This window comes from Pseudoalteromonas sp. MM1, from assembly GCF_030296835.1.
In the GTDB taxonomy this organism is placed as follows: Bacteria; Pseudomonadota; Gammaproteobacteria; order Enterobacterales; family Alteromonadaceae; genus Pseudoalteromonas.
In genome coordinates, this window is sequence record NZ_AP027923.1 from 149,618 (window position 1) to 175,294 (window position 25,677).

At 41.5% G+C, this 25,677-nt stretch carries 20 protein-coding genes; 7 read left to right on the forward strand and 13 right to left on the reverse strand.

From position 1 onward, the window contains the following. Positions 1–31: 31 nt before the first annotated feature. Positions 32–2,281, reverse strand: coding sequence for a TonB-dependent receptor (locus QUE46_RS17335; protein ID WP_286248865.1), 2,250 nt, complete (start codon positions 2,279–2,281; stop codon positions 32–34). 280 nt (positions 2,282–2,561) lie between these two features. Between QUE46_RS17335 and QUE46_RS17340 the strand changes: the two genes are divergently transcribed. From QUE46_RS17340 to QUE46_RS17355, 4 genes are all read left to right on the forward strand, one after another. Further along, positions 2,562–3,569, forward strand: coding sequence for a LacI family DNA-binding transcriptional regulator (locus tag QUE46_RS17340; protein WP_286248867.1), 1,008 nt, complete (start codon positions 2,562–2,564; stop codon positions 3,567–3,569). A 164-nt stretch (positions 3,570–3,733) separates the two neighbouring features. Beyond that, entirely contained in the window at positions 3,734–4,975 is a 1,242-nt protein-coding gene (locus QUE46_RS17345) for a sugar MFS transporter (RefSeq protein WP_286248869.1), read from the forward strand. 16 nt (positions 4,976–4,991) lie between these two features. Continuing rightward, complete coding sequence (locus tag QUE46_RS17350) at positions 4,992–6,494, forward strand: trehalase family glycosidase (RefSeq protein WP_286248872.1); 1,503 nt, start codon at positions 4,992–4,994, stop codon at positions 6,492–6,494. 171 nt (positions 6,495–6,665) lie between these two features. Further along, positions 6,666–7,355 (forward strand): response regulator transcription factor, encoded by a 690-nt coding sequence (locus tag QUE46_RS17355; protein ID WP_286248874.1) that lies wholly within the window; start codon positions 6,666–6,668, stop codon positions 7,353–7,355. Positions 7,356–7,453: 98 nt separating this feature from the next. Here QUE46_RS17355 and QUE46_RS17360 read toward each other — a convergent pair whose 3' ends face one another. From QUE46_RS17360 to QUE46_RS17375, 4 genes are read right to left on the reverse strand one after another with little or no spacing between them, the layout of a single operon-like run. Then, positions 7,454–8,227, reverse strand: coding sequence for a CsgG/HfaB family protein (locus tag QUE46_RS17360; RefSeq protein WP_286248875.1), 774 nt, complete (start codon positions 8,225–8,227; stop codon positions 7,454–7,456). Next, positions 8,227–8,652 (reverse strand): curli assembly protein CsgF, encoded by a 426-nt coding sequence (locus QUE46_RS17365; protein ID WP_286248877.1) that lies wholly within the window; start codon positions 8,650–8,652, stop codon positions 8,227–8,229. The genes QUE46_RS17360 and QUE46_RS17365 overlap by 1 nt, the downstream gene beginning before the upstream one ends. Continuing rightward, entirely contained in the window at positions 8,642–9,040 is a 399-nt protein-coding gene (locus QUE46_RS17370) for a curli production assembly/transport protein CsgE (protein WP_286248879.1), read from the reverse strand. Before QUE46_RS17370 ends, QUE46_RS17365 begins: the two co-directional genes overlap by 11 nt. 37 nt (positions 9,041–9,077) lie before the next feature. After that, positions 9,078–10,580, reverse strand: a complete 1,503-nt coding sequence (locus QUE46_RS17375; protein WP_286248880.1) for a curlin — start codon at positions 10,578–10,580, stop codon at positions 9,078–9,080. A gap of 571 nt (positions 10,581–11,151) precedes the next feature. Here QUE46_RS17375 and QUE46_RS17380 point away from each other — a divergent pair. After that, positions 11,152–13,653, forward strand: a complete 2,502-nt coding sequence (locus tag QUE46_RS17380) for a S8 family serine peptidase (protein ID WP_286248882.1) — start codon at positions 11,152–11,154, stop codon at positions 13,651–13,653. Positions 13,654–13,958: 305 nt separating this feature from the next. Here the strand turns inward: QUE46_RS17380 and puuE are convergent, their stop codons facing one another. The 8 genes from puuE to xdhA are packed head-to-tail and all read right to left on the reverse strand — an operon-like array spanning position 13,959 to position 23,034. Continuing rightward, complete coding sequence (puuE, locus tag QUE46_RS17385; protein WP_286248885.1) at positions 13,959–14,897, reverse strand: allantoinase PuuE; 939 nt, start codon at positions 14,895–14,897, stop codon at positions 13,959–13,961. Between the two features lies 1 nt (position 14,898). Next, complete coding sequence (locus QUE46_RS17390; RefSeq protein ID WP_286248887.1) at positions 14,899–16,110, reverse strand: urate hydroxylase PuuD; 1,212 nt, start codon at positions 16,108–16,110, stop codon at positions 14,899–14,901. Between the two features lie 4 nt (positions 16,111–16,114). Beyond that, positions 16,115–17,479, reverse strand: a complete 1,365-nt coding sequence (guaD, locus tag QUE46_RS17395; protein WP_286248888.1) for a guanine deaminase — start codon at positions 17,477–17,479, stop codon at positions 16,115–16,117. Between the two features lie 2 nt (positions 17,480–17,481). Beyond that, entirely contained in the window at positions 17,482–17,832 is a 351-nt protein-coding gene (gene uraH, locus QUE46_RS17400) for a hydroxyisourate hydrolase (protein ID WP_286248889.1), read from the reverse strand. After that, on the reverse strand, positions 17,829–18,329 hold the full coding sequence (gene uraD / locus QUE46_RS17405; protein ID WP_286248890.1) for a 2-oxo-4-hydroxy-4-carboxy-5-ureidoimidazoline decarboxylase: 501 nt from the start codon (positions 18,327–18,329) through the stop codon (positions 17,829–17,831). The genes uraH and uraD overlap by 4 nt, the downstream gene beginning before the upstream one ends. Further along, positions 18,326–19,216: a xanthine dehydrogenase accessory protein XdhC gene (gene xdhC / locus QUE46_RS17410; protein WP_286248891.1), complete on the reverse strand. Its 891-nt coding sequence runs from the start codon at positions 19,214–19,216 to the stop codon at positions 18,326–18,328. Before xdhC ends, uraD begins: the two co-directional genes overlap by 4 nt. Continuing rightward, the gene (xdhB, locus tag QUE46_RS17415) at positions 19,209–21,548 is read right to left on the reverse strand and encodes a xanthine dehydrogenase molybdopterin binding subunit (RefSeq protein WP_286248893.1); all 2,340 of its coding nucleotides are present in this window, start codon (positions 21,546–21,548) and stop codon (positions 19,209–19,211) included. The genes xdhC and xdhB overlap by 8 nt, the downstream gene beginning before the upstream one ends. Further along, positions 21,535–23,034: a xanthine dehydrogenase small subunit gene (gene xdhA, locus QUE46_RS17420; RefSeq protein ID WP_286248894.1), complete on the reverse strand. Its 1,500-nt coding sequence runs from the start codon at positions 23,032–23,034 to the stop codon at positions 21,535–21,537. Before xdhA ends, xdhB begins: the two co-directional genes overlap by 14 nt. A 408-nt stretch (positions 23,035–23,442) precedes the next feature. Between xdhA and QUE46_RS17425 the strand changes: the two genes are divergently transcribed. Further along, positions 23,443–24,867 carry a uracil-xanthine permease family protein gene (locus QUE46_RS17425; protein ID WP_286248896.1) on the forward strand — a complete coding sequence of 475 codons (1,425 nt, stop codon included), beginning with the start codon at positions 23,443–23,445 and terminating at the stop codon, positions 24,865–24,867. 29 nt (positions 24,868–24,896) lie between these two features. Further along, positions 24,897–25,631: a DUF5020 family protein gene (locus QUE46_RS17430; RefSeq protein WP_286248899.1), complete on the forward strand. Its 735-nt coding sequence runs from the start codon at positions 24,897–24,899 to the stop codon at positions 25,629–25,631. Positions 25,632–25,677: the final 46 nt, after the last annotated feature.

Here is a 25,677-nt window from a genome sequence, read left to right on the forward strand (position 1 = left end):
GGAGCCAAGCTCCCTTTATTATTAAGTGTATTTAAAACGCATAACTTACACTAAAGCGCGTGGTGCGTGGCATAATATAGCGGCCATTTGGCGCATCGGCATTGCGTGGGTCGCCCTCTGTTATACCTTGCTCATCAGTTAAGTTATCAATGGCAAGCTGTAGTTTTATGCCTTCCATAGGTTCTAAAATTAAACCTAAATCTACTTTTTCGTAGCCATCAAGCGTTACAGTATTTTCGTTGTTACCAAAGCGGTCATCAACAGCTGATAGGGTGCCATATAATGTAGCGTATATACCTTGTAGCTCAAAATCGTAGCTGGGGGTAATACGTAATTGCCATTTTGGCTGACGCTGAGACTCATTTCCTTCATTGGTTGGGCTTTGCGTTATTTCAGTTTCTTGTAATGTGGTATTTAAATTAACCGAAAAACCCGACTGATGATTAAAGTTGTAATCAAGCTCTATACCGTACGCTTCGTTTGTTAAAATTTCTGCAGGTACACCCGGGCGGCGTACAAATGTATCGCCCTTCACTTCGTTAACAAACAAAGTGGCGTAAAAATCTGTAGAGTCAGAAATTAGCTTGTAGCCCAATTCGCCTTGAGTTACTTCTTTAATTAGCTTTTCGCCGCCTTCATAAGCGCTAAAGTTATCTCTAAAATCATCAAAGTAAGGCATTTTATAACCACGGTTTACGCGAGCAAATACACCCATGTCATCGTTTATTGAATAGTTAATACCCGTGGTCCACGATGTTTTACTTTCATCGTAATTAACTGCTTTAGTAATAATGCCATCAAGGCCTTCATCAACACTGTATTCTACTTCATGATTTTCATGGCGCACGCCTGCATCTAAGGTGAAGTCTTCGGCAAATTTGTATTGAGCTGTTACATAAAATGCATGGGTGCGCGCATCACCTGTTGAGCTAATATCGTAGTTAAAATCGCAGCCATCAGTGCTTTGATTACACTCAATGCCAGTTAGCGACTCGCCGCCTGCTTCTAATACGTGGTAGGCTGTATTACCTAAACTCCACCAATCATTTGCCGATGTGCTTGCTGTGTAGTAACCAAACGTGGCTGATAAATCATCAAATTGCTTTGAAAATGCTAAATCGTTTGTAAATGAGTTAATTTCTTTAAGTACAACCCAGCGGCCAAGTTGCTGTATTGGGGTATCGCTTGCGTACTCAGTATTACTTATTGCGCCAAACGCGGTTTGACCATTATCGGCAACTGAGCCAACCGTGGTTGCTGAGCCACTTGGCACTAACCCATACGTATTAGCATCCCCTTTAGTTATATTAAATCGGTCAGAAAATTGCCACCCATTATCAAGCTCTAGCTTAATGCTACCGCCTGAAACATGGCCATCCCAGCCTCGGCCATCACCTAAGTCTATATCGTGTGATTGTGCATCAGGGCCTGTGAATATAGTAGCTTGGCGGTTTAATGTGCCAAGTTGCGTATACTCTGCGTCAATCCCTTCAATATTAAGTGGGGTAGGTAAGTACCATGCACCGTGATCATCTGTTTGGCGGGTATAAAAGTTAAGCTCGCCGTTATCTAAATCTTTAGTAATATTAATGGTAAATTGGCTGCCTTTCTCAGAGGTAAAACCTGCATCACGAATACCCGGTGAGCTTTTTACATACCCGCCAACCATAAAGTATAAATCGTCAGTAATTTCACCACTAATAACAGCATCTACACGCTGTAAATCGTAATCTGATGTGGTGTATTTAAATAAGCCTTCGGTGTCTTCACTGCCACGCTTTAGTCTAAAGTTAGTTGTTAAACCGGGTTGGCCGTTTGATAAAACAGGGTTTGGTCCGCCCCGTAAAGCTTCCATTGTTTCAATGGTTTCATCAATTCTAAATAGCGAAGAGTTTTCTAAAAACGATAATGTAGGGGCTGGGTAAACGGGTGAGCCTTCAATGCTAAGAGTTAAAAATGGGGCGTCACCGCCGCCAGGAAAGCCACGTACAAATACATTAGCGCCTGATTCACCCCCTGAGCTTTCTACCCAAACACCTGGTACGGCTTTAAAAAGGTCGGCAGTGCTTTTTGGTGAAAGCTTAATAATTTGCTGGCTATCAATATTTGTAACAGCGTAGCCTGCATCAATTTTTCTGATGCCAACTCCGGTAGGTGTGCCCGAAACAACAATACGCTCTACCTTGGTTTCTTGTGTTTGCTCTTGTGCAAATGTGCTGTGTGAGCTTAAGGCTAAAGTTATAGCGCAGGCTAATGTACTTTTTGCTTTATTGAATGTCATGTGTGATCCCGTTTTTAGTGTGTTAAACAGTGTGTTTTTTACTGCCTGCAGACAAATTTTTATGTAAACAGGCTGTATATGATGAAACCATAAAGATTAATGCAAACGTTTGCAATATTTATTTGTAAATTATTTATGAATTTAATTTGTGTGAATATTGAGCGCAATACTTGAGATATCGCTTTTTTAGTCAGTGGGGCAAGCCAGAAAAAATTAATAATGCTATATTGTCAGCTAGTTACACATCACATTATTTAATAAAACGTGGCTTAGGGTTTTCATGAATAGCAAAAAAATAAAATTAGCAGATTTAGCAAAGCTGGCAGGAGTGTCTACCTCTACGGTTTCGCGTGCATTAAATGACAACCCTTTAATAAAGCAAGAAACACGCGATAAGTTACAGCTACTCGCTAAAAAGCATAATTTTAGTTTAAACACCGCTGCTAGCCGCTTGCGAACACAAAAAACGAATGTTGTTGCTGTCATCATTAATCTTGATGAGCAAACAGAACAATCGATTAGCGATCCATTTTTGCTTAAAGTGGTGAGCGAAATTAACCTTGCACTAAATCAGCAAGGATTAGAGCTTTTATTGTCTAATTCAATAATGGCGCAGCACGATTGGGCCAATTATTTTATAAATGGTCGCAGAGCCGATGGCATTATCGTGGTTGGGCAAGGTAAAGATCAACGTAATATAGAGGCGGCTGCTAAAGCGGGGATCCCTTTGGTTGTGTGGGGAGACCCTAAAACACCCAGTAATTACCCCATTGTAGGCAGTGATAACTACCTAGGTGGAATGCAAGCAACGGCGCATTTAATCGAACACGGTGCAAAAAATATTTTATTTTTAGGCGACCCAGAACACGGCGAAATTAGCGAAAGGCACCGTGGATATGCGGCCGCGTTATCTACACATAAATTAGAGCAACATGTTGTTTCTATTGATATAACTAGTAGTTCTGCGTATCAGCAAATTAATAGCTTATTGCGTGAAAAAGGCCTTTACTTTGATGCTATTGTTGCCTGTAGTGATATGGTTGCACTAGGAGCAATGAAAGCGTTAAAAGAGCGTTATGTGAGTATTCCAAACGATGTTGCTCTCGTTGGATTTGACGATATTGCAATGGCAGATATAAGCCACCCATCACTTTCTACAATTAAACAAAACACCCAGTTAGCTGCCTCTTTGATAGTTAAAAAGTTGATGCAACAATTTTTGGGCGAGAAGGTTGAATCTCAAGTGATTGATATAGAATTAATAACTCGCCAATCGAGTAAACGCTGATGTATAGACGGTAAATATAAATTTCACATCTTAAAATGCAAACGATTGCATTGGTTTTTATTCTACACTAAACTCAATGTTCACTGACACAAACACACACGCTAATTACCTAAAGGTGTTAGCTTTAATCGTTATGGCGTACTGCGCTATAAGTAAGGCAAGCTATGAGTAAAACAAAAATCACACTCGCAATTGCTGCAAGCTATTTTATTTTTGCAATATTATTAAATAGCGTAGGAACAGTAATTTTACAGGCAATAAACACATTGGGCGTTAGCAAAACTGAGGCGTCTGTTTTAGAAGGGTTTAAAGATTTATCAATAGCAATTATGTCTTTTGTTGTTGCCTCGTTCATTCCTAGATTAGGGTATAAGCTCGCAATGTTAGGCGCTTTAGCTGTTGTTGCATTAGCGTGCTTAAGCACTGCAATGCTCAGCGAGTTTTATATGTTTAAGGTGCTATTTGCAGTGATAGGCTGTGGCTTTGCGGTAGTCAAAGTTTCTGTTTATTCAATTATTGGTCAAGTAACCGAAGATGCTAACGGTCATTCGTCACTGTTAAACACTATAGAAGGTATTTTTATGGTGGGTGTATTAAGCGGCTATTGGATTTTTACGGCATTTATAGACCCAAACCAAAGCAATGCGTGGCTAAATGTTTATTATGCGTTGGCTGCGCTTGCTTTAGTTGTATTGCTAAGTGTTGTTATTGCACCGATTGCGCCTGCGGTTGTTGATAAAAATAAAAGTGGCTCTAGTTTGAGTGACTTTATAGCCATGCTTAAATTAACGTATCAGCCTTTGGTGCTTATTTTTATTATAAGTGCATTTTTATATGTACTTATAGAGCAAGGCGTAGGTACTTGGCTGCCCACCTTCAATAACCAAGTTTTACAATTACCTGTGGCTATAAGTATTCAGTTAGCGAGTATTTTTGCAGCGGCGCTAGCGTTTGGTCGTTTAGTTGCAGGGCAGGTGCTTAAGTATATTAATTGGTTTTTTGTGTTGTGCGGATGTTTAGTCGCCATGGCATTACTTATTATTTTAACGTTACCTTTAACTGAAAACCTACCTAATACAGTAGTCACTAGCTTATTTGATGCGCCACTTGCTGCATTTATTTTGCCCCTCATTGGTTTTTTTATGGCGCCCATTTACCCCGTTTTAAATTCGGTAATGCTCAGCGCTTTAGAAAAGCATCAACATGCAGCCATGACAGGGTTAATCGTTGTGTTTTCAGCACTTGGAGGCACAACTGGTTCAATGATCACAGGTTATGTGTTTGAGCATTTTAGTGGTCAGCACGCATTTTACCTGTCGTTAATTCCCATTAGCTTAATTTTTATAAGCGTGATTATTTTTAAACAGCGCACCCGCGCCATTTCTCAGCACGCTGCCAGCATATAATTGATTTAGGATTGTTATGAATTTTTTTGAAAGCCAGTTATTTAAAGATGTACAGACCCAACATATTTTTGATGACTGTAAAACATTTGCAGATGCAACTGCACGAACCAGCTGGCAAAGTGCGTGTAAAAACTATGAGCAAGTAGCACCGCTTAATCAAGCCCAATTAAAAGAGTTTGTAAATGCTCACTTTTTAACAACTCCGCTATTAAAAATGAGCACCGAGGTAGATACTTCAAGTGTAAAAAGTTACATCAACTCGCTGTGGGGAGGATTACGCCGCGAGGCAGACAAGCCCAAAGCCGATTCTTTATTAGCGTTAAAGCATAGCTACATTGTGCCTGGAGGACGTTTTCAGGAGATATACTACTGGGATAGCTACTTTACAGCGCTTGGCTTAATTGATGCTAATAAAGCCGAGATTGTTGAAGATATGCTGCAAAACTTTATTGATTTAATAAATGATTTTGGGTGCATTCCAAATGGTAACCGCAGCTACTACTTATCGCGTTCGCAGCCACCTATTTTAGCCCTTATGGTTGAATTACTATGGCAGCACGAACATAGTCAAACTAATAATGTGGCTTGGCTCGAAAAGTGTGTTGATGCGCTTCAAAAAGAGTATGCGTTTTGGATGCAAGGCGCAGAAAACGTTACTAACGAGCAAACGGCACTAAAGCGAGTAGTAAAAATGCCATGTGGCGGAAAGCTAAATCGTTATTGGGATGATGAAGCAACCCCAAGGGCTGAATCTCTTAGAGAAGATCTGGCACTCGCAGAAGGTTTAGCTGAGCATAAAAAGCCTGACTTTTATCGACATATACGTGCAGCATGTGAATCAGGCTGGGACTTTAGCTCCCGTTGGTTGGCTGAGCCTAATTCACTTAGCTCTATACACACGACCGATATATTACCCATTGATCTTAATTGTTTACTTTATTACCTTGAAAAACAGCTTGGTAAGTTTAATAAGCTGATAGGTAATAGCCAACAAGCCGATTTATTTAACGATTACGCAGCAGCTCGCCACACATTGATTAATAAATACATGTGGAGTGAGCAAGCACACTTTTTTGTTGATTATAATCATCACAAAGCGAGTCAATCTAAGGTGTTAAGCGCTGCCGCAAGTACTGCATTATTTTTTAACTTAGCGTCTGAGCAACAAGCTCAACATATTGCCGAACGACTAAGCCAAGACTTTTTAAAGGCCGGTGGCATAGTTACTACCGTTACCCCTACATCTCAGCAATGGGATAGCCCAAATGGCTGGGCTCCGTTACAGTGGTTTGCTGTTAAAGGGCTTAATAATTACGGTTTTAGTGATCTTAGTAAACGTATAATGCAGAACTGGTTAATTATGGTTGAGCAAGATTTTGCTCAAAATAAGTGCTTACTAGAAAAGTATAATGTGTGTGAGCCACAGCTAAAAGCAGGCGGCGGGGAGTATGTGGTACAGCAAGGTTTTGGCTGGACTAACGGGGTTACTTCTCGGTTTTACACATTATGTGAACACTGATCAGAGCAGTGCTTTGTATGAAAATAAATCTTTGTTAATCTTTAAGTTATTGTAAGTATTAACTTAATGCAATTAATGCTAGTTTTAGCTACGTAGTAATAATACCAAAATCGCATTGTAAGTTGTTTATAAATTCGGTAATGTAGGATAAACATTTCAAGGAAGAAATTTATGCTACAACCACATTCCGTTTTTGTAAAAACGACGTTTCAATCTTCTTTTCATTGCGAAAGCTACACAACTATTTTAAAAACCATGCAAGCCATTTTTGGCGATATTAAAATGGACGACGTTATCCCTAAAAACGAGAAAAGGGACAAGTTTGATTTATTTTTAATTGATGGAGCTAAAAACAACTGGTTAGATTTACTACCTGCTGATTTAATTTGCTTAGCTAAAAAGCATAAAGTGGTGCTATTTAATGTAGAGCCAAGTGCAGTATGTGAAAAAAACTTACTACTCAATCATTTTAATGGCGTGTTTTATAAATCAGATGCGCCAGAAGATATATTTAAAGGGCTAGTTAGAATAACCTCAGGTGAATTGTGGTTTACGCGAAAGGTTATATCAAAAGCGTTTTCAGATATTCTTTCAGTGGCCTCGTCGTTTAATAGCCTACAAGAAGACATCACCCTTAAAAAAGGGGATTATGCGCACCTCACTAAACGTGAAAAATCGGTTATTCATTTAATTGCCCAAGGGGCGACCAATAACGCTATTGCCGATAAGCTTAATATAAGTGACCACACCGTTAAAACGCATTTGTACAGCGCCTTTAAAAAAACCAATTCGCGCAACCGTGTAGAATTGGCAAATTGGGCTCAGCGTTATATATCGGTTTTATTACCTATGGCTAAGTAATTATGCCAATTCGATACATTTAATGTCGGTTTAAGCAAAAATATTTTATATAAAAAAAGGCTACATTACGTAGCCTTTTTAGTTTATGAATTATAATTTTACGCTGCTTTTTGAGCCCATAACCCTCTATCAATTCCTTTTGTAATTAAGTCTGTGAGTGCTTTTTCAATCGCTTGAGTTACACATATGCTCATTGGTTCGTTATCACTAAAGCCGGCCTCAGCTTCGGCTAGGCGTTTGTAGCTTACATACCTAAAAAAGCCTGCACGCATTTCTTGGCTAAGTACTTTTTTGCTGGTGGCTACACTTAGTAGTACTTGGCCGGTGCGAACATCAACTGCGCGTAAATAAATAGATATTGCATCTTCACGGTATAATTCAGATGCGCCAATACCAAAGTATTCCATGCCTAAACCGCCCGTTTTTACATTGGTATCGTAGCTAATAATACCGCCTTCTAAAATTATTTTAGCGGTGGTTAGGGGCGGTAAATCTGGTTGATTAGGGTTGTCAGATTGGCCTGCGCGAATAATTTTTCGTTCGGTTAATATATTTTGTAAGCCTTCGCGTTCAACTGGTGTAAACCAATCAGACTCGTGCAAAGCTTGCACTAAAATAGAGTTAGCACCTTGTGTTACTGCAGTTGAAAACGAACTAACATTAGTTTGCGGTTTGTATTGGCCTGTTTGATCTCTAAATGAATACACAGACACAGGGATACTGCCTACAGGCTTAGGTAAGTTTTTTAAATCACTAAATATTTCAGTGGGTTCTAATGTGGTAGCCACTTGCTGTGAAGGAGGAATTAAGTTTCCCATAGTTGAGCAACCGCTAAGTGCTAATAGAGTTATTGTTATTATTATTTTGCGCATTATCCAAACCTCGGGACTTCGATGATCACGACAGAGTCATCTAATATATTGGTTATTTTTACTGTTATAGTGTCTGTTGTGCTGGTGATGACTTCTATTTGATAATCGCCACTCATAAATATTGAGTCTTGGTCGAAGAGGCTGTCTTCAATTTCTTCACCAAATGCCATATCAGTTATTTCTCTGACCATGCGGTTTAAATAGGTGCGCTCCAACGAGTCTTGAAATTGCTCTGCGTAGCCTTTTTCGATGGTGGGGGCTTTGTGTTTGTTTTGCGCTTGCGCTTTGCTCAGCAGCATAGTGGCGTTTAATGGGTTACCACCAAAGCTTGGATTTATTGGAGTATAAATTATTTCAGTTGCCGAGGCCGAAAAACAAAGTGTTGTTATTATTATAAGTGCTATTTTTTTCATTTTACCATCCATTTACTGCCATATCGGGTGACGATGTTGCCATGTTTGAGCGCGCCATCGCGTCTATTACAGTGTAAACAGCTTGCTCAACACGTTCGTCGAGTGGGGCTAATCTACGTCCTAAATAGGTTACATACACAAGTTGGTTATTCATTATTAGCGAAAGCTTTGTACCTGCTTTTGGGATTACTGTTTCTCTTATTTCTATATTAAAACCAGCGGTAGAAGGGAGATCGCGCCAGTAATTCGAAAATTCGTAATAAAACTGATGACCAAAACGACTTATACTTCTATCAAGCAGTAAGCCATCTATTTCTAGTTCTTGCGAAGCACTGCTTAGCGAAGAAAAACATAGAAAAAAACTTAGTAAGGAGTAACGTAAGTGAATATTTATTTTCATAGTAAAATGGGGAGGGTTAACCTCCCCACCTCAATAATTACATTTGCGTAATTGTTGCTGTATTGCCATCACCAATTTGCGTAACAGATACCGTGCTGTCGTAACCAATTACTGAGCCTTCAACAAGGTTATCATTACCTACTTGAGTGACTGTAAACGACACGTTTTCACCGCCTACTAAAAAGGCTGATTGCCCAACACCGCCTACCCAGTTACCTTCACCTTCTTGTGAAATATCAATACTGTGGTTACTTCCTTCAACCATCATATCAACTAGGTTTAACATACCGTCTTGCGCAATATCGATTTGGTTATCATTACTATCTAAAATACCCGCAAGCGTTACAACCGCTTCGTTTTGAGCACCTGTTTGTGAAACATCAATATCGTTATCGTTAGATGTAAGCGACACATCAGGATACGACGATTGCACCAGCATGGTGTTTTCATCACCAGATTGAACTAAATCAACATCGTTACCTGTGCCATTAAAGTTAGCAAGGTGAACCGAGTTTAAGTCGCCAATTTGAGTGGTTGAAAACTCATTGTCAGAGCCAATTACACCCAGGTAAGATTCGTTCAAGTCACCGTTTTGTAATGAAGTTAGCTCATTGTTGTCACCTATTAAATCGGCTGTCACTAAGTTTTCAGCGCCAACTTGCGTTGCTGTTACTTCGTTGTTTGCACCTTCAAATAAGTTTGATTCAATAGTATTAAGTGAACCTTCCTGATCTAACTTTATTTGATTATCATCGCCCATAACAGCTGCAAACGTTACTGCATTTGTTAATCCATCTTGTTCAACGTCAATCTCATTAGCATCACCAGAGATTGAGCTAAACGTGACAGCGTTTCGGTCGCCGCTTTGCTCAACATCAAGCTCGTTTTCATTACCTTGTAAGCTACTTACTTTGAAGGTATTCCAAAAACCATCTTGTTCTAGACTTAAAGTGTTTTCGTCGCCAGTAAGCATAGTGATTTCTGCTTCATGCCATTCACCCTCTTGCAAAGAGCTAATTTCATTTGCATTACCTTGCATATCCATGTTGTAGAACCAGTGGCCGCCGTTGCCTTGCTCTACATCAATAAGGTTGTCATCACCAGTTACAATGTTAATCGCTTCGTTATTTACAAAAAAGCCTTGGCCAAATTGGCTAACAAACAACATGTTGTTGTTACCTGTTACCTCTGAAATAAAACCGTTAGCAACGCCATCTTGAGAGTACACTTGCGTATTGTTATCGCCAGTGGTGGTTACTTCGGCATAATTACCAAATTGGCTTTGCACAACTTCAGTTTCATTATTGTTACCTGTGGTGGTAACAAGCATAGTGTTGCTGTCGCCTTCTTGATAAAGAAACGCGTTATTTTCATTTGAAGTCTGACTTAGGGTTAAGCTGTTCTCTAGGCTTTCAGTTGATACTTGTGTACTTAGCTGTGAGCTTGATACTGATTTATTTTGTGTATCTGCATGTGAGGCAAAGCTGGTACCGACTGCTAATGCAACAGCGCAGCTTAAAAGTGTTTTATTCAACTTCATTATTTATTCTCCTTGAAATAGTAAAATCAAATACCTTAAGTGTTATAAATTTTAATAAGATATTTTCGCTCAGCATGCCGTGCTGAATAATGGTGTGATCCACTTTTTAATTTGATTTTGTAAATCGTTTGTTATTACAAATAAAAATTTAGTCCTGTCATTTTTATTAAACATAAAGTGGATAAACTTTTTTGTAAGAACACCTTCACTGTATTCCTCCTGACAATAGACTTAAATCATCTTTTTTTACCAATTTTATTTTTGTTAAGTTTCATGTATTTACAAAAAAGTATTCATATGGGAACAAAAAAGGAAAGAAAAACTAGTAAAAATGTTTGGTCCTTAATAAGGTAAAATCGGCGGTTGTTAATTCATAAAAATGACTGTGTTGTATGTTTTTTTGTTAATCAGTCTGGTTAAAAATGTTGATTTTTAGTTGTTTGTTACTTTTTGCCTTGTGTAAATCCATATTTCTTAGTTTTCTAGTTCTATGCCACGTGATCCTCTTGTATTTGAAGTTGTAAGTAAACTTACTTAGCACCGCTAAGTTAAACCAACTATGGATAGAACAATGAAAACAAAATTATCTATTATCACTCTTGCTTTACTACCGTGTTTAGCTGCTGCAAAACTACCTGATGCTGGAGTTAAACAACCTGTTGTAGCAAGTAGCGATGCAGTAATTGTTAAATACAAAAAAAATGCGTCAGCACAAATGCGTAAACAAGCGCGTTCGTTAGTGAAGGCAAAAATTTCAGATGTAAACGCTGATGAAATCGATGACAACTATAAATCTTTACTCTCTGGGCGTTTAGCTAAGTTTAAAATATCAGGCATGAGTACTAAAGAAGCAATCGAGCGCTTAAAGTCACATCAAGCCATTGAGTATGTTGAGCCTGATTATCAGGTAAGTATTGCAAGTACGCCTGATGATCCGCGCTTTGACGAGCTATGGGGTTTGAATAACGAGGGTCAAACAGGTGGTACAGCCGATGCTGATATTGATGCAGTAGAAGCATGGGATATTTCGACGGGTAGCCGCGATGTTGTGGTAGGTGTAATTGATACGGGTATTGATTACAGCCACAGCGATTTAGCGAGCAATATGTGGGTAAATAGCAGCGAAATACCAGGAGATGGTATTGATAATGATGGTAACGGCTTTGTAGATGACGTACATGGTATTAATGCAATTACCAACAGTGGCGACCCTATGGATGATGAAGGCCATGGTACTCACGTATCAGGCACTATAGGCGCAAGCGGTAATAATGCAACAGGTGTTGTAGGCGTTAACCACGAGGTGTCACTAGTTGGTTGTAAGTTTTTAGATGCTGCAGGTAATGGTTCAACATCAGACGCTATTAAGTGTATTGACTACATGGTAGGGCTTAAAAATGCCGGTGTTAACTTACGCGTATTAAATAATAGCTGGGGCGGTGGTGGTTATAGCCAAGCACTAGCAGATGCTATTGCATCAAGCGAAGCGGCCGATTTATTGTTTGTAGCCGCTGCGGGTAACGACACAATAGATAACGATGTAAACCCTCATTATCCTTCTAACTACGAAAACGCAAGTGTATTATCAGTTGCAAGTACGGATCAAACCGATAATATTTCATGGTTCTCACATTATGGTTTAACAAGCGTTGATATGGGCGCGCCGGGTAGTGCTATTTTATCAACTACACCTGGTGAGAGCTACGCATCTTACTCTGGTACATCAATGGCGACTCCTCATGTGGCAGGTGCTGCCGCGTTAGTGTTATCTATTAACCCTGAACTTAATACGCAAGAGCTTAAAGAGTTACTAATGAACTCTGGCGATGCAAATGCGGCACTACAAGGTGTAACGGTGGCAGGTACTCGTCTTAATGTGAATCAAGCACTTATTGATGCAGATCCTACCCCTGGCTTTAAAATTTCAGCCGATCCACTTACGCAACAAATTGTAGCGGGCCAAGCTACAAATTACACATTTACCATTGGCTCAATTGCCGAGTGGGATGAAGAAGTAACGCTTGAGCTATCATCAGCATTAAGCAGCGCTTATTTATCGGCTAGTACCGCTCGCCCTGGCGATGATGTAATGCTCAATGTTGAAACCGACACTGATACACAGTGGGGTGAATACGACCTAACAGTGATTGCCACAGCAGGTGACATTGTTAAAGAGCAGTCAGTTAAATTAATGATTCAACCTGTTGGTCTAAACGACTTTACCTACAGCAGTAATGCAAGTGTTGAAATTCCTGATAACTCGCCAGTGGGCGCTGTATCAGTGATTAATGTACCAGATGATTTAACCGTTTTTGGTACTACTGCAGATGTTGATATTACGCACACTTACTCAGGCGACTTAGTGGTTACATTAGTATCTGCACAAGGTACGCAGGTAACACTGCAAAGCAATGTGGGTGGTTCAAGCGACGACATAGTAAGAAGCTTTACGTCTGAGTCATTTAATGGTGAAGTGGCTACAGGTGATTGGACACTACACGTAGAAGATACCGCAGCAGCTGATACGGGCACCATTAATACTTGGTCTCTTACATTAAGTGCTATTGGTGAAGTTAGCCCACAACCACCGCGTGCGGGCTTTGATGTAGAAACACAAGGCTTAACAGTTAACTTTACAGATACAAGTACCGACTCAAATAACGATATTACACAATGGAGCTGGGACTTTGGTGATGGTGCAACATCATCAGATCAAAACCCAATGCATGTATATGCAGCATCAGGTAATTACGAGGTTGTATTAACTGTGACTGATAGTGAAGGCAATACTAGCAGCTCAACGCAAACGGTTGTAGTGAGTGATGTAGAGCTAGAGCTTACCCTTAAACGCGCTAATAAATCTCGCCTTGATACCATGCGTGTAGATTTAAGTTGGGAACGTGTTGGCGCTGAGTCGTTAAGCCTATACCGTAACGGTGAGCTGGTTGATACTACATCAGACAACGGCCGTTACCGCGACTACGTACGTGGTGCTACATTACCATCGTACGATTACCAATTATGTGTAACTGAAAATGTATGTTCTAACATCATTACGGTGTCATTTAATTAAACCACTACTCCTAAAGTGACCTTAAGCCCAGCATTGCTGGGCTTTTTTTGTTTTACGATATATCTTATAAGCTCTTAGAGTTTAGTTTGAACGGCTCACATCTAGGCTTTTTTATACCAAACCGCATAATTAAGTGATCTATTTTGAGGATGGATAAACGTGTTGATAGCAAGGCAAAAAATTCGCTATTTAGTTGTTCTCGGCAATTGCTCCTGCATTGCTCTACCTTCTGCATCCATGCAGTCGTAAATGAGAATTTTCTAACGCAGATAGCGACACGTTTAGCCCCTGAAAATGATTAAGTACTATTGCGGATTGGTATTATACGGATGGGTTTTAAGCCAGTGCTCGGCGATTTGTTCGCGCGTGGCAAACCATACTTGTTCATGCGATTTAGCATATTCAAAAAAACGTGCTAGGGCTTTAATGCGCCCTGGGCGGCCAATTAAGCGACAATGCAAACCAATCGACATCATTTTTGGGGCGTTTTCACCTTGTGGATCGCCTTCTTCATACAGCGTATCAAAGGCATCTTTTAAATAATTATAAAATTGATCACCGGCGTTAAACCCCTGCACTGCGGCAAAGCGCATGTCGTTTACATCAAGGGTGTAGGGCACTATTAGCTGTGGCTTACCTTCTTTAATGCTGTAAAAGGGTAAGTCGTCGCTGTAATCGTCGGCATCATATAAAAACGAGCCATTTTCCACCACAAGGGCAGCTGTGTTAGGGCTTGTGCGCCCGGTGTACCAGCCTGTGGGCTTTTTACCGGTAAGCGTTTGAATGATCTCGATGGCTTTTTGCATGTGCTCACGCTCGGTTTGCTTATCTATATGTTGATAATTTATCCAGCGCAGGCCATGGCTTGCAATTTCATGCCCTGCATCAACAAAAGCTTTAGCTACATCGGGGTGGCGCTCAAGGGCCATTGCCACAGCAAAAATGGTGACCGGTATATCGTATTTTTTAAAGAGTTTAAGTAAACGCCACACACCCGCTCGCGAGCCATATTCGTAAATAGACTCCATGCTTATATGGCGGTCTTCTACATGGGGAGCACTGACTATTTCAGATAAAAACGTTTCAGCCGCTGCATCGCCATGTAATACAGAGTTTTCTCCGCCTTCTTCGTAATTTAATACCACTTGCACAGCAATGCGGGCATTATTGGGCCAATTTGCATGGGGCACTTGTGAGCCATAACCAATTAAATCGCGCGGGTAGTGTTTAAATTGCTCGCTCATGTTACTGCTCCTTTTTAAGTGTTGTGAGCCAAGAGCCTAGCATTTCGCGCTCTGCATCAGTCATTTTGGTCATATTTGCCAATGGCATGTCTTTGGTTATAACCGCGCGAGTATGAATAAGTGCACTGGCTTTTTTTACATCAGCAAGTGAGTCGAGTTTAAAGCCAAGCGGTGCTGTTTGAAAAAGCTTTGATGTAGGTGTTTCACTGTGGCACTGTGTACAGTGCTTATTAATTATATCCCACGCTTGCGTATCGCTTATACTTGCTTGTAACGGTGCGTTTTCGCCTGCATGGGTTGTACTGCTAGGCCATGGTGCTATGGCTAGCATTAACGCAAAAAACGCGGCAATACCGCTTATTAGTACTGAAGGCTTATTAACACCTTGGTGTTTTAAATTAAAAAAGTGGCGTATCCACATACCAATAATAAAAAAGCCAATAAGCACTAACCAACCAAACTCATGGCTATAGGTATACGAAAAGTGATTACTTAGCATAATAAAAATAACCGGCAGGGTGGCGTAGTTATTATGTACCGAGCACTGCTTTGCTTTTAAACCCGGCGCTGAATCAGGAATTCGCCCAGCTTCTACTTCGCTTACCATGTAACGCTGCGCAGGCATAATAATGTGATATACATTACCGGCCATACAGGTACCAATTAATGCACCAACATGAATATATACCGCGCGGTCACTAAATAGCTGATCAACCCCATACGTCCATAACGCTAAAAAGCCAACGCTGAGCGCAATAAAGGCTTTGCCGTTTTCAACAAGTGGGCTTTTACACAGTAAACGATAAACCCCATAGCCCAAGCCTATGAAACCAAGTGATGCACCAATAGCGGCAAATTTACTTAGCTCACTTTTACTGGCATCGAGTAAATACACATCTGCGCCTACATAATATAAAAGCGTAAATAACAGCACGCCGCTGATCCAAGTGGTGTAGGCTTCCCACTTAAACCAGTGTAGGGTTGAGGGCATTTGCTCTGGGCCATTTTGGTATTTAGCCACTTCGTAAAAGCCACCACCATGAATTGCCCATAAATCGCCTCTTATGCCTTTATCTTGTTTCCATTGTGGCGGCGTTTGCAAGTTGTTATCAAGCCATACAAAATAAAATGAGGCGCCTATCCACGCAATACCCGCGACCACGTGAAAGTATCTAAACACCAAATGAGCAAGCTCAAATAAATAGTTTTCCATCGGGTTATGCCTCTTCTAATTGTGGTGTGTGGGTTGTTGAAAACTGCTCTTTTGCATCGCGCTTATACACGCTTTTACCCATGATGTAGGTTTGTTCAATACAGCGGTCGTCGCCTAGCATCATTATGGCAAAAAGTTGCTCATGCAGGGTTTTGGCATGGCCAATTCTGAACTTTAAAAACGAGGTGGCCGCGTAGTCCATTACAATAAAATCGGCCTCGCAGCCTATATTAAAGTTACCTATGGTGCCTTCTAAATCAAGCGCCCGTGCACCGCCTAGGGTGGTTAAATAAAAACCTTTAAATGCGGAGAACTTTTGACCTTGTAACTGCTGAATTTTGTACGCTTCGTTACCTGTTTGCAGCATAGAAAAACTTGTTCCTGCGCCTACATCGGTGCCCATGCCTACATTTATTCCGTGTTCTTCACATCTCTTTAAATTTAAAAGGCCCGAGCCTAAAAATAAGTTAGAGGTAGGGCAGTGAGATATAGCCGCGTTGTTATCACCAAGGCAGCACAGCTCACGTTCCGATAAATGAATGCTATGGGCAAATACCGAGCGTTTACGCACCATTTTAGCTTGCTCGTAAACGCCAAGGTAATCTTCGGCTTCTGGGAATAATCCTTTTACCCATTCGCACTCGTCCTTGTTTTCAGATAAGTGCGTATGCAGGTAGGTGTCGGGGTATTCTTCTAATAATTGAGTACATTTTTGTAGTTGCTCAGGGGTAGAGGTAGGCGCAAAACGTGGTGTTACCGCATAGCTTAATCTATCAACATTGTGCCATTTTTCTATCAGTGCTTTTGATTGATCGTAACTGGTTTGCGCACAATCTGATAAATCATCTGGGCAGTTTCTGTCCATCATTACCTTACCGGCAATCATGCGTAAATTACGTTTTTGAGATTCGTTAAAAAACGCATCCACCGATTGCGGATGCACAGTGCCAAATACCAATGCAGTGGTGGTGCCGTTTCTAAGTAGTTCGTCTAAAAAACGATTCGATATGTCTTTTGAATAATGCTCACAGGTAAACTTTTTTTCGGTTGGGAAGGCATATTCGGTAAGCCAGCTTAAAAGCTGCTCGCCATACGCGCCGACCATTTCGGTTTGTGGTAAATGTATGTGCGTGTCTATCATGCCGGGCATAACCAATTTGCCATCGTGGCGAATAATAGTGGCTGATTTATCAATGCTTGGCAGTATGTCTTGCTCGTAACCAAGGTTTACCACTTTGCCGTTTTGAATAACTAACGCGCCTTTTTCAAAATAGCGATGGGCGCTTTCGCCGGCTATGGCTGGGTCGTCAACAAAATCGAGTATGTTGGCACAAATTACGGTTATTTTATTATTATTTTGCGTGCTCATTGTTAGCTGCCTCTGTACGTTGAGTAGCCAAATGGGCTAAGCAATAACGGAATATGATGATGCTTTTGATCTTGTAATCTAAAGATTATTTGCGCTTCTGGGTAAAACGCTGGGGTAGGTTGGTTTTCATAGTAACTATCTAAATCAAATACCAACTTATAGGTTGCAAATTCTACGTCTGTATTTAGCCAGTCGGTAATACGCCCGTCGCTATTTGTTTTACCTTGGGCAATTAATTCCCACTCGTTATTAGTGTGTACAAACAATTGTACAGCTACATTTTCAGCCGGTTTGCCTGTGCTGGTATCGAGAATATGGGTAGTGATAGGGCTTTTGTTCATACTTTTATTCATATCAGGGACTCCAATCTTATTTTTGTTATTTTGGCTTGTTCGCCCGCGGCTATATTAAGCTCTGTGCTGCGGGTGTTGTGTATACGCTGCTCAATAAGTTCAAGCATTTGCTCAGCACTTTTGCCGCTGGCACACACAATAAATATAAAGCCAAATTTACTGAGGTATTCTTTATTTAGCGCAATCATTTTTTTAAGGGTTTGCTCGTTTGCTTTGCTCATTCCTGATTGTTCGTGGCCCGCTTTTTGCGCTGTAGCGGCGTACTTTTTACTTAATGTTGATAAATCACCTATTTGCGGGTGGCCTTCAAAAGCGGCTAAATAATCGCTCTCGCCTAGGCCATCCCATACGCTTTGTGCACTCTTAAATAGGTGCTCTTTATTTTCAAATGGCATGGTATTTAGCATACCGCTTACCCAATTAGGGGCGGCGCAGCAGTGTTCTAAGGCTTGATGCGCTTGCGCTTCATTTAGGTTATTAATTTTTAAGCTACTCATGCGTTTTCTTCCTCTTGCGCGGTGCTAATTAGGGCATTTTTAAGTGCACGCCATTGCACACCTTGGCGTTTGGGCGCATGGGTTTGCATAGCCTGGTAAAGGCCAATTAATTGCCCGCTAATTGATATTGCCACTTCCATAGGGAGCTTGCCCGTTACATTTTCAAGCCCAACAGGGCAGACCATTTGCTTTATTTGTTCGGTGGTAAAATCTCGATGAGCTAAGCGCTGCTTAAAGCGTTTTGCTTTAGTATATGAGCCAATAACGCCCAGCCAATTGGCATCGGCACGTTTAATAATGGCTTGAGTGAGTGCAAAATCGAGCTGGTGGTTATGGGTGAGTATTAAGTAATTGTTAGCTTTCGGCGCGCGTTTAACTTGCTCTGTTGGCTCTTCATCAACCACTTTTACTACGTTATTTGGAATAACCTGTGGGAATACATCGGCGCGGCTATCTATCCAACGTATACGCATAGGCAGTTGTGCTAATATACCAATAAGCGCCTGTGCTACATGGCCTGCGCCGTATATGTCGAGGGTAAAGCGCTCGCATTGCATGCACTCAAGCATCACGGTGGCAGCTCCGCCGCAGCATTGGCCTAAATTTGCGCCTAGGTTAAATTGCTCTATTACTTGCGCGGCCTCGCCTTTGGCAAGAAGCTCGCGGGCTTTTTCTATTACTGCGTATTCAAGGTGGCCACCGCCTAGGGTGTCGTAAATATGCTCGCCACTTATTACCATTTTAGAGCCTGTGCCCCGTGGGGTTGAGCCATTGGTGCCTAGCATAGTGGCAATAACATAGTTAGTGCCGCTTTGTTCGTGCTCGTTGATAGCTTGCGCCCAGTTTTGAGTATGAAAACCCTGAAACGACTCATTTAAATTAGCCATGTTGCTGCTCCTTATACCAGCTAGCGGTTTGCTCAATTGCATTTAATACTCGCTCAGGTGTCGCAGGCGTATCGAGTGGGGCGGTGTATTTGTAATCGGCCACACTGCTTATGGCATTACGAATAGCACTCCATACACTAAAGGCCAGCATAAACGGCGGTTCGCCAACTGCTTTTGATCTAAATACGGTGGTTTCTGGATTGGCCGAGTTATATAAATTTACGTTAAATTCGGCAGGGGTATCGCCGATAGCCGGAATTTTATAGTTAGCGGGGCCAAAGCTTGCAAGCTGGCCTTTATCATTCCATTGTAAGTCTTCGGTGGTAAGCCAGCCCATCCCTTGCACAAAAGCCCCTTCAATTTGCCCTATATCAAGTGCCGGGTTAATTGAGCTGCCTACATCGTGCAGTATATCAACACGCGTAACGGTGTTTTCGCCTGTCAGAGTATCTACTTCTACTTCACTGAGTGCTACGCCATGCGCGTAGTAAAAAAATGGCCGGCCTTCGCCTTTCGCTCTATCGTAATGAATTTTAGGCGTGGCGTAATAGCCCGTTGATGAAAGCGATATACGATTCATATAAGCAAGGTTTGCAAGTTCGCTAAAGCTAATTTCGCCTTTGCTAAAGGTAATGAGGTTATCTTTAAATACAACAGTGTTGCTGTCTACTTCAAAGTGCTTACTTATAAAGTTTATTAAACGCTCCTTTATGGTGTTTACCGCGTTTAGCGCTGCCATGCCGTTTAGGTCAGTCCCGCTTGATGCAGCAGTTGGCGAGGTGTTTGGTACTTTATCGGTACGGGTTGCGCTTATACTTACTGCGTCAAAATCAACGCCAAAGCCATGGGCGACTATTTGCGCTATTTTTGTGTTTAAGCCTTGGCCCATTTCGGTGCCGCCATGGTTTAAATGAATTGAACCATCACTATATACATGCACTAATGCACCCGCTTGGTTTAAGTGCTGTACGGTAAACGATATACCGTATTTGACCGGCGTCATTGCAAGGCCTTTTTTGATAATAGGGGATGATGCGTTAAAGGTTTTAATTGCCTTTTTTCGCGCCCAGTAATCCCCCGATTCTTCAAGCTGGGCAATCATATCTTTTAAAATATGTTGCTCTACTGTTTGATGATACGGCGTGGTGTCGCGGCCTTTTTTGTATAAATTAAGTTTTCGGATTTCAAGCGGATCTTTACCTAATTTAGCGGCAATGTCGTCCATTATTAGCTCGCCCATGATCATGCCTTGCGGGCCACCAAACCCTCTAAACGCAGTGTGACTTACAGTATTAACTTTACAGCGATTACCTTTAATAGTGGCTGCTGGGTAGTAATACGCGTTATCAGCATGAAACATCGCACGGTCTACAATGGCATCAGATAAATCAGGCGAATAACCACAAAACCCATTTACGGTTACATCAGCGCCTTCAATTAGGCCATTTTCGTCAAACCCTACATGGTATTGATTATAAAACGGGTGGCGCTTACCGGTAAGTTTAAAGTCGTCGCTGCGGGCTAGGCGCATTTTAACGGCGCAGCCAAGGTAGTAAACTGCAAGCGCTGCAAGGCAAGCCCACGGTGCGCCTTGGGTTTCTTTACCGCCAAAAGCACCGCCCATACGGCGGGTTTCTACGTTTACAAAGCTAAATGGCTTTTTTAAAATTTTGGCAACTAAGTGCTGCACCTCCGTTGGGTGCTGCGTAGAGCATTGCACATGAATTCCACCATCGTTATCGGGCTGAGCAAGTGCTATTTGTCCCTCAAGGTAAAAGTGTTCTTGCCCGCCTATGTGTATTTCGCCTTTAAGCTGGTGAGCTGCATTATTTATGGCTTGCTCGCTATTACCACGCTGTAGTGAATGTGGCGGCCTTACCCAATGCTCTTTTTTTATGGCTTCTTTAATATCAAGTATGGGGGTGGTTTGCTCGCACTCTATAACCACTAAGCGAGCAGCGCGGCGCGCGATTTCATAGCTGTCGGCAACGACTACCAGCACAGGTTGCCCGTGGTATTGAATTTCGTGATTGGTCAGTAGTACATCACCTGGAAATACTGGGCCAATATCAAGCTTACCGGGTACATCATCGGCCGATAAAATACGTTTAACACCTGCCACTTCAAGCGCTTTACTTGTATCAATTGATTTAATAAAGCCGCTGGTAATAGGCGCAAGCACAGGGTAGGCGTGTAAACAGCCATGAGGCTCTGGGTTATCGTCGGCGTAGTTTGCATTGCCACATACTTGTTTTATTGCGCTTTCGTGGTACTTAGATTGGCCAACGCTTCCGCCTTGGGCTTTTAGTTTATCCATTTCAAAGTGACGCATGTGAGATCCTCGTAATGGCAATGTTGTTATTTTTATTGCTACTAGGCTGTGCACCGCAAAACTCAATACCAATGCGTTGTAGCAAGTTTTTGCTTACCGTAGTGCGATAATGTGCGCTGCTGCGTACATCGCTCATGGGGGCAAAGTCATCATTTATAGCATTAGCCGCATCTATAAACGTGCTTACTTGTAAGGGCTGTGCGTTAAGGTTTTGCTCTATGTGCGCAGCGCGTTTGGGTATGGCAGCCATGCCGCCCATGGCGCAACGGGCATTGCAAATTGCGCCTAGTGTTTGTTCAATAGCCAGTACTAAACACACGGTAGATATATCATCTTCAAAGCGTTTTGAAATTTTATGGCACGCAAGCTTTAACGAGTCTGGGCGTTTTGGCACTGTAATTTTGCTAATTACTTCATCGCTTTTAATTACTGTTTTTTTGTAATCAACAAAGTAGTCGGCCACGTTTATAGTACGTGTGCCTGATGCGCTTAATAAATCTAGAGTGGCATTAAGTGCAATTAACAATGGGGCTGGATCGCCAATTGGAGAGGCATTTCCGATGCTGCCACCTAAGGTGCCACTGTTACGTACTTGGTTAGAGCCAAGGCGTTCAAACAGCTCTTTAGACTCAGGGTAGTAAGTGTAAAACGCTTCAATAAACTGGCTGTAAGGGAGTGCTGCACCAATATGTAGCTCGCCATTGTTATCGCTTATTGTGCACAGCTCTTTAGCTTGGCTTAGGGATATTATTACATCGGGTAATAGCATATTTTGGCTAAGCTCAATGGCAAAGTCGGTGCCACCAGCAACCAAGTGTGCATGGGGGTAAAGCGCTTTAAGCTCAACAAGTTGCGCTGCACTTTGCGGTAAATAAAACGTACGAGGGCCATTTTTTAAAAATGGAATGTCATCACCTATATTTAGTGATGCCTTAAATTGTGCCGCCATGGCTGAGTAAGGCTCATTTTTACGCTCGTAGCTGTAGGCTTTTTCTACCGCTAGTAAAATAGGGCTGTAGCCAGTACAACGGCATAAGTTACCACCTAAAGCATGAATAGCGGCTTTTTTACCTGGGTAACTCGGGTTATTAATGTAAAGCGCCAACATGCTCATTATTATACCTGGGGTACAAAAACCACACTGCGAACCATGGCACTCTACCAATGCGCGTTGTACTGGGTGTAAGTCATCAAGGGTTGGGTAAAGCCCCGCTGTTACAGCTTCTACGGTTACAATGTGTTTTGCGTGTGCATTGCCTAATAAAAGCAGACAGCTGTTCATGGTTTGGTAGTGCCAAACTGGGTTACCGTTTGAGTTTGTTTTTTCTTCGCCGACTAAAATTGTGCACGCGCCGCAATCGCCTGTAGCACACCCTTCTTTGGTGCCCACTTTCCCTTTTTTGGTGCGTAGCCAGTCCAAAATGGTGAGACTTGGCGAACATTCTTGTACTTCTATTGGCGTGTCATTTAATAAAAACTGAATCACACAGACCCCCTTAACTTTTTTAAAGCCCTGATCTTTAAAGGCTTGGCGTATATTTTTTCTTGTTGTTTTGGTGCTGCTAAGAAAAAAACTTTTTCATCTTGGTAAGTTTATTGCAGATACCATGCCATTGTTGACCGCTCGGTCAGTAATTTAATTAAAGCACAGTTTTGCTTAACAAGTACACAAAAGAGTGAGGGCTAAAAAGCTATTTACCCTTTTATATAAAGTAAAAGCTGTTAGCTAAATAGCTTTTTATAGAAGTTTATTTTTAACATTTTAAATAGGCGCCATAAAAATATTTGCACAATAAACTTGACCATTAGGACAGTTTGTTGGCTTTAGATATAAAGCAATAGTTTTGATTTTTGGTTGCAGCAATATTAACTATACAAACTAAAGGAGAGCACTATGTTAGAGCCGATAAAGCAATCAAACGATGCAATGTGTGAGGCAAGGACAGAAAAAGCGGTTAATACGTGCGAAGATATTTTATACACAGTAGATGATAAGCCAGGCCTAGTAGAATCATTTTTTGCTGCATTGCAGCATGTACTAGCAAGCTTTGTAAGCATTATTACGCCTACGCTTATTATTGGTGGTGTACTGGGGCTTGCAAGCGAAATACCGTATTTGATTAGTATGGCGTTGTTTGTATCGGGTGTTGGCACGTTTATACAAGCGCGCCGTGTTGGGCCTGTAGGTTGTGGACTTATATGCGTACAAGGCACCAGTTTTGCTTTTTTAGGCACTATTTTAGCCACTGGCTTTTCTGTAAAAGCCAGTGGAGGCAGTAACGATGATGTACTCGCTACTATATTTGCGGTGTGCTTTTTAGCGGCCTTTGTAGAAATATTTATTAGTTTTTTTATAGAAAAACTAGGCAAAGTCATTAAACCTGTTGTTACCGGTGTGGTGATCACCACCATTGGGGTTTACCTCATTAAAGTAGGTATGACCGACATAGGCGGTGGCCAGTGGTTATTGACTAATATGCCTGAAAAGTTTGCATCGCCAAGTAACTTAATTGTTGGATTTTCGGTGGTGGCATTAGTGGTGTTACTTAACGCCAGCAAAAACCAGTGGGTAAGGCTTACCGCTGTGGTTGTAGCCATGATAGTAGGCTGGATACTTGCGGTTATTTTAGGCATTGCCAAGTTTGAGGTGGGTGAGTTTGATTTAATTGCCATGCCAATACCATTCAAATACGGCTTTAATATTGATTTTGGTGCCATGATTGCCTTTGGCTTTTTATACCTTATTACAGCCATAGAATCGACCGGCGATATTACCGCTAATTGTGCGGTGTCTAAATTACCCGTTAAGGGGGCAAACTATTTAGCCCGAATACGCGCAGGTGTATTAGGTGATGGCGTTAACTCAATGATTGCAGCCGCATTTAATACCTTTCCTAATACTACTTTTAGTCAAAATAACGGGGTTATTCAGTTAACAGGTGTGGCAAGTAGGTACATTGGCCTATGGATTGGCGCAATACTGATTGTTTTAGGGTTGTTTCCGGTGGTGGGGGCGGTGCTACAAAACATACCCAAACCCGTACTTGGCGGTGCAACACTTGTAATGTTTGGCACCGTGGCAGCCGCAGGGGTAAAAATTCTTGCAAGTGAAAAAATAAACCGCCGTAGCTTACTTATTATTGCCGTGAGTTTAGGTATGGGGCTAGGCGTTAGTTTTGTGCCAGAGCTATTTATAAATGCACCTAAATTAGTAACCGCTATATTTGGTAGTGCTGTGACTGTGTCGGGTTTAACTGCAATTGTTATGACCCTGATATTACCTGAAAATTATTCAGCAAGTACGGAACATGTTAACTAAACTAATAAAATAATTATCAAGGAATCAACATGAAAATCAAAAAAATCAAAAAGTTAGTTTTAGTAACCGCAATTGCTGTTTGTTCAACTGGGGTGTCGGCAAAAGAGCTTTGGTCAGATTTTAGTATCACTGCTATGACCGGAGATGACTATTTAAATCCGTTCACCGAGGAAAAAGATAACAGAAGTGTAGTAACCATTGAGCATGCATCGGGCCATACCTGGGGAAGCACGTTCTTTTTTATGGATAGATTAAGTAACCCCGATGAAGTGTACGGAGAGCTAAACATAAACCCAACGCTTTACAAACCACAAGACGGCTTTGTTAAAGCGGTGTTTTTAGGGCTGCAAACAGAATACGGCTCAGGTGATACCGATCAAAATAACTATTTATTAGGTGGTGGCGTATCGTTAGATGTACCTGGTTTTCAATACTTTAACGTGGCTTATTACCGCCGTTTTCAGGATGATATTGGTATAGAGCGTGAAGATAACAACCAAATAACCGTAACGTGGGGCTATAACAACGGCAACTTTAGATATGATGGCTTTTTAGACATTACAGACAGCACCAATACGATGTTTGGTAAAAGTGAAAGCGGCTTTAACTTTACCTCGCAGCTAAAATACAACGTTGCCCCAATGCTTGGCTTAGACACAGGGCGCTTAGATGTAGGCATTGAGTACGTATATTGGAAAAATAAGTTTGGTGTAGATGGTCAAACAGAGCACAACCCAAACCTAATGGTTAAATGGCACTTTTAACCTATTAAGTGTTAAGAATACAAAAGCATAAGCTGCAGTTAACCGC

Coding starts and splice junctions, on each gene's coding strand:
- xdhB (WP_286248893.1), bottom strand. CDS start 21,548: ATGCGTCACTTTGAAATGGATAAACTAAAAGCCCAAGGCGGAAGCGTT.
- QUE46_RS17370 (WP_286248879.1), bottom strand. CDS start 9,040: ATGAAAATAAATATTCACTTACGTTACTCCTTACTAAGTTTTTTTCTA.
- guaD (WP_286248888.1), bottom strand. CDS start 17,479: ATGAGCACGCAAAATAATAATAAAATAACCGTAATTTGTGCCAACATA.
- uraD (WP_286248890.1), bottom strand. CDS start 18,329: ATGAGTAGCTTAAAAATTAATAACCTAAATGAAGCGCAAGCGCATCAA.
- puuE (WP_286248885.1), bottom strand. CDS start 14,897: ATGAGCGAGCAATTTAAACACTACCCGCGCGATTTAATTGGTTATGGC.
- QUE46_RS17345 (WP_286248869.1), top strand. CDS start 3,734: ATGAGTAAAACAAAAATCACACTCGCAATTGCTGCAAGCTATTTTATT.
- QUE46_RS17335 (WP_286248865.1), bottom strand. CDS start 2,281: ATGACATTCAATAAAGCAAAAAGTACATTAGCCTGCGCTATAACTTTA.
- QUE46_RS17355 (WP_286248874.1), top strand. CDS start 6,666: ATGCTACAACCACATTCCGTTTTTGTAAAAACGACGTTTCAATCTTCT.
- xdhC (WP_286248891.1), bottom strand. CDS start 19,216: ATGGCTAATTTAAATGAGTCGTTTCAGGGTTTTCATACTCAAAACTGG.
- QUE46_RS17340 (WP_286248867.1), top strand. CDS start 2,562: ATGAATAGCAAAAAAATAAAATTAGCAGATTTAGCAAAGCTGGCAGGA.
- QUE46_RS17390 (WP_286248887.1), bottom strand. CDS start 16,110: ATGGAAAACTATTTATTTGAGCTTGCTCATTTGGTGTTTAGATACTTT.
- QUE46_RS17380 (WP_286248882.1), top strand. CDS start 11,152: ATGAAAACAAAATTATCTATTATCACTCTTGCTTTACTACCGTGTTTA.
- QUE46_RS17360 (WP_286248875.1), bottom strand. CDS start 8,227: ATGCGCAAAATAATAATAACAATAACTCTATTAGCACTTAGCGGTTGC.
- uraH (WP_286248889.1), bottom strand. CDS start 17,832: ATGAATAAAAGTATGAACAAAAGCCCTATCACTACCCATATTCTCGAT.
- QUE46_RS17430 (WP_286248899.1), top strand. CDS start 24,897: ATGAAAATCAAAAAAATCAAAAAGTTAGTTTTAGTAACCGCAATTGCT.
- QUE46_RS17375 (WP_286248880.1), bottom strand. CDS start 10,580: ATGAAGTTGAATAAAACACTTTTAAGCTGCGCTGTTGCATTAGCAGTC.
- QUE46_RS17365 (WP_286248877.1), bottom strand. CDS start 8,652: ATGGATGGTAAAATGAAAAAAATAGCACTTATAATAATAACAACACTT.
- QUE46_RS17350 (WP_286248872.1), top strand. CDS start 4,992: ATGAATTTTTTTGAAAGCCAGTTATTTAAAGATGTACAGACCCAACAT.
- QUE46_RS17425 (WP_286248896.1), top strand. CDS start 23,443: ATGTTAGAGCCGATAAAGCAATCAAACGATGCAATGTGTGAGGCAAGG.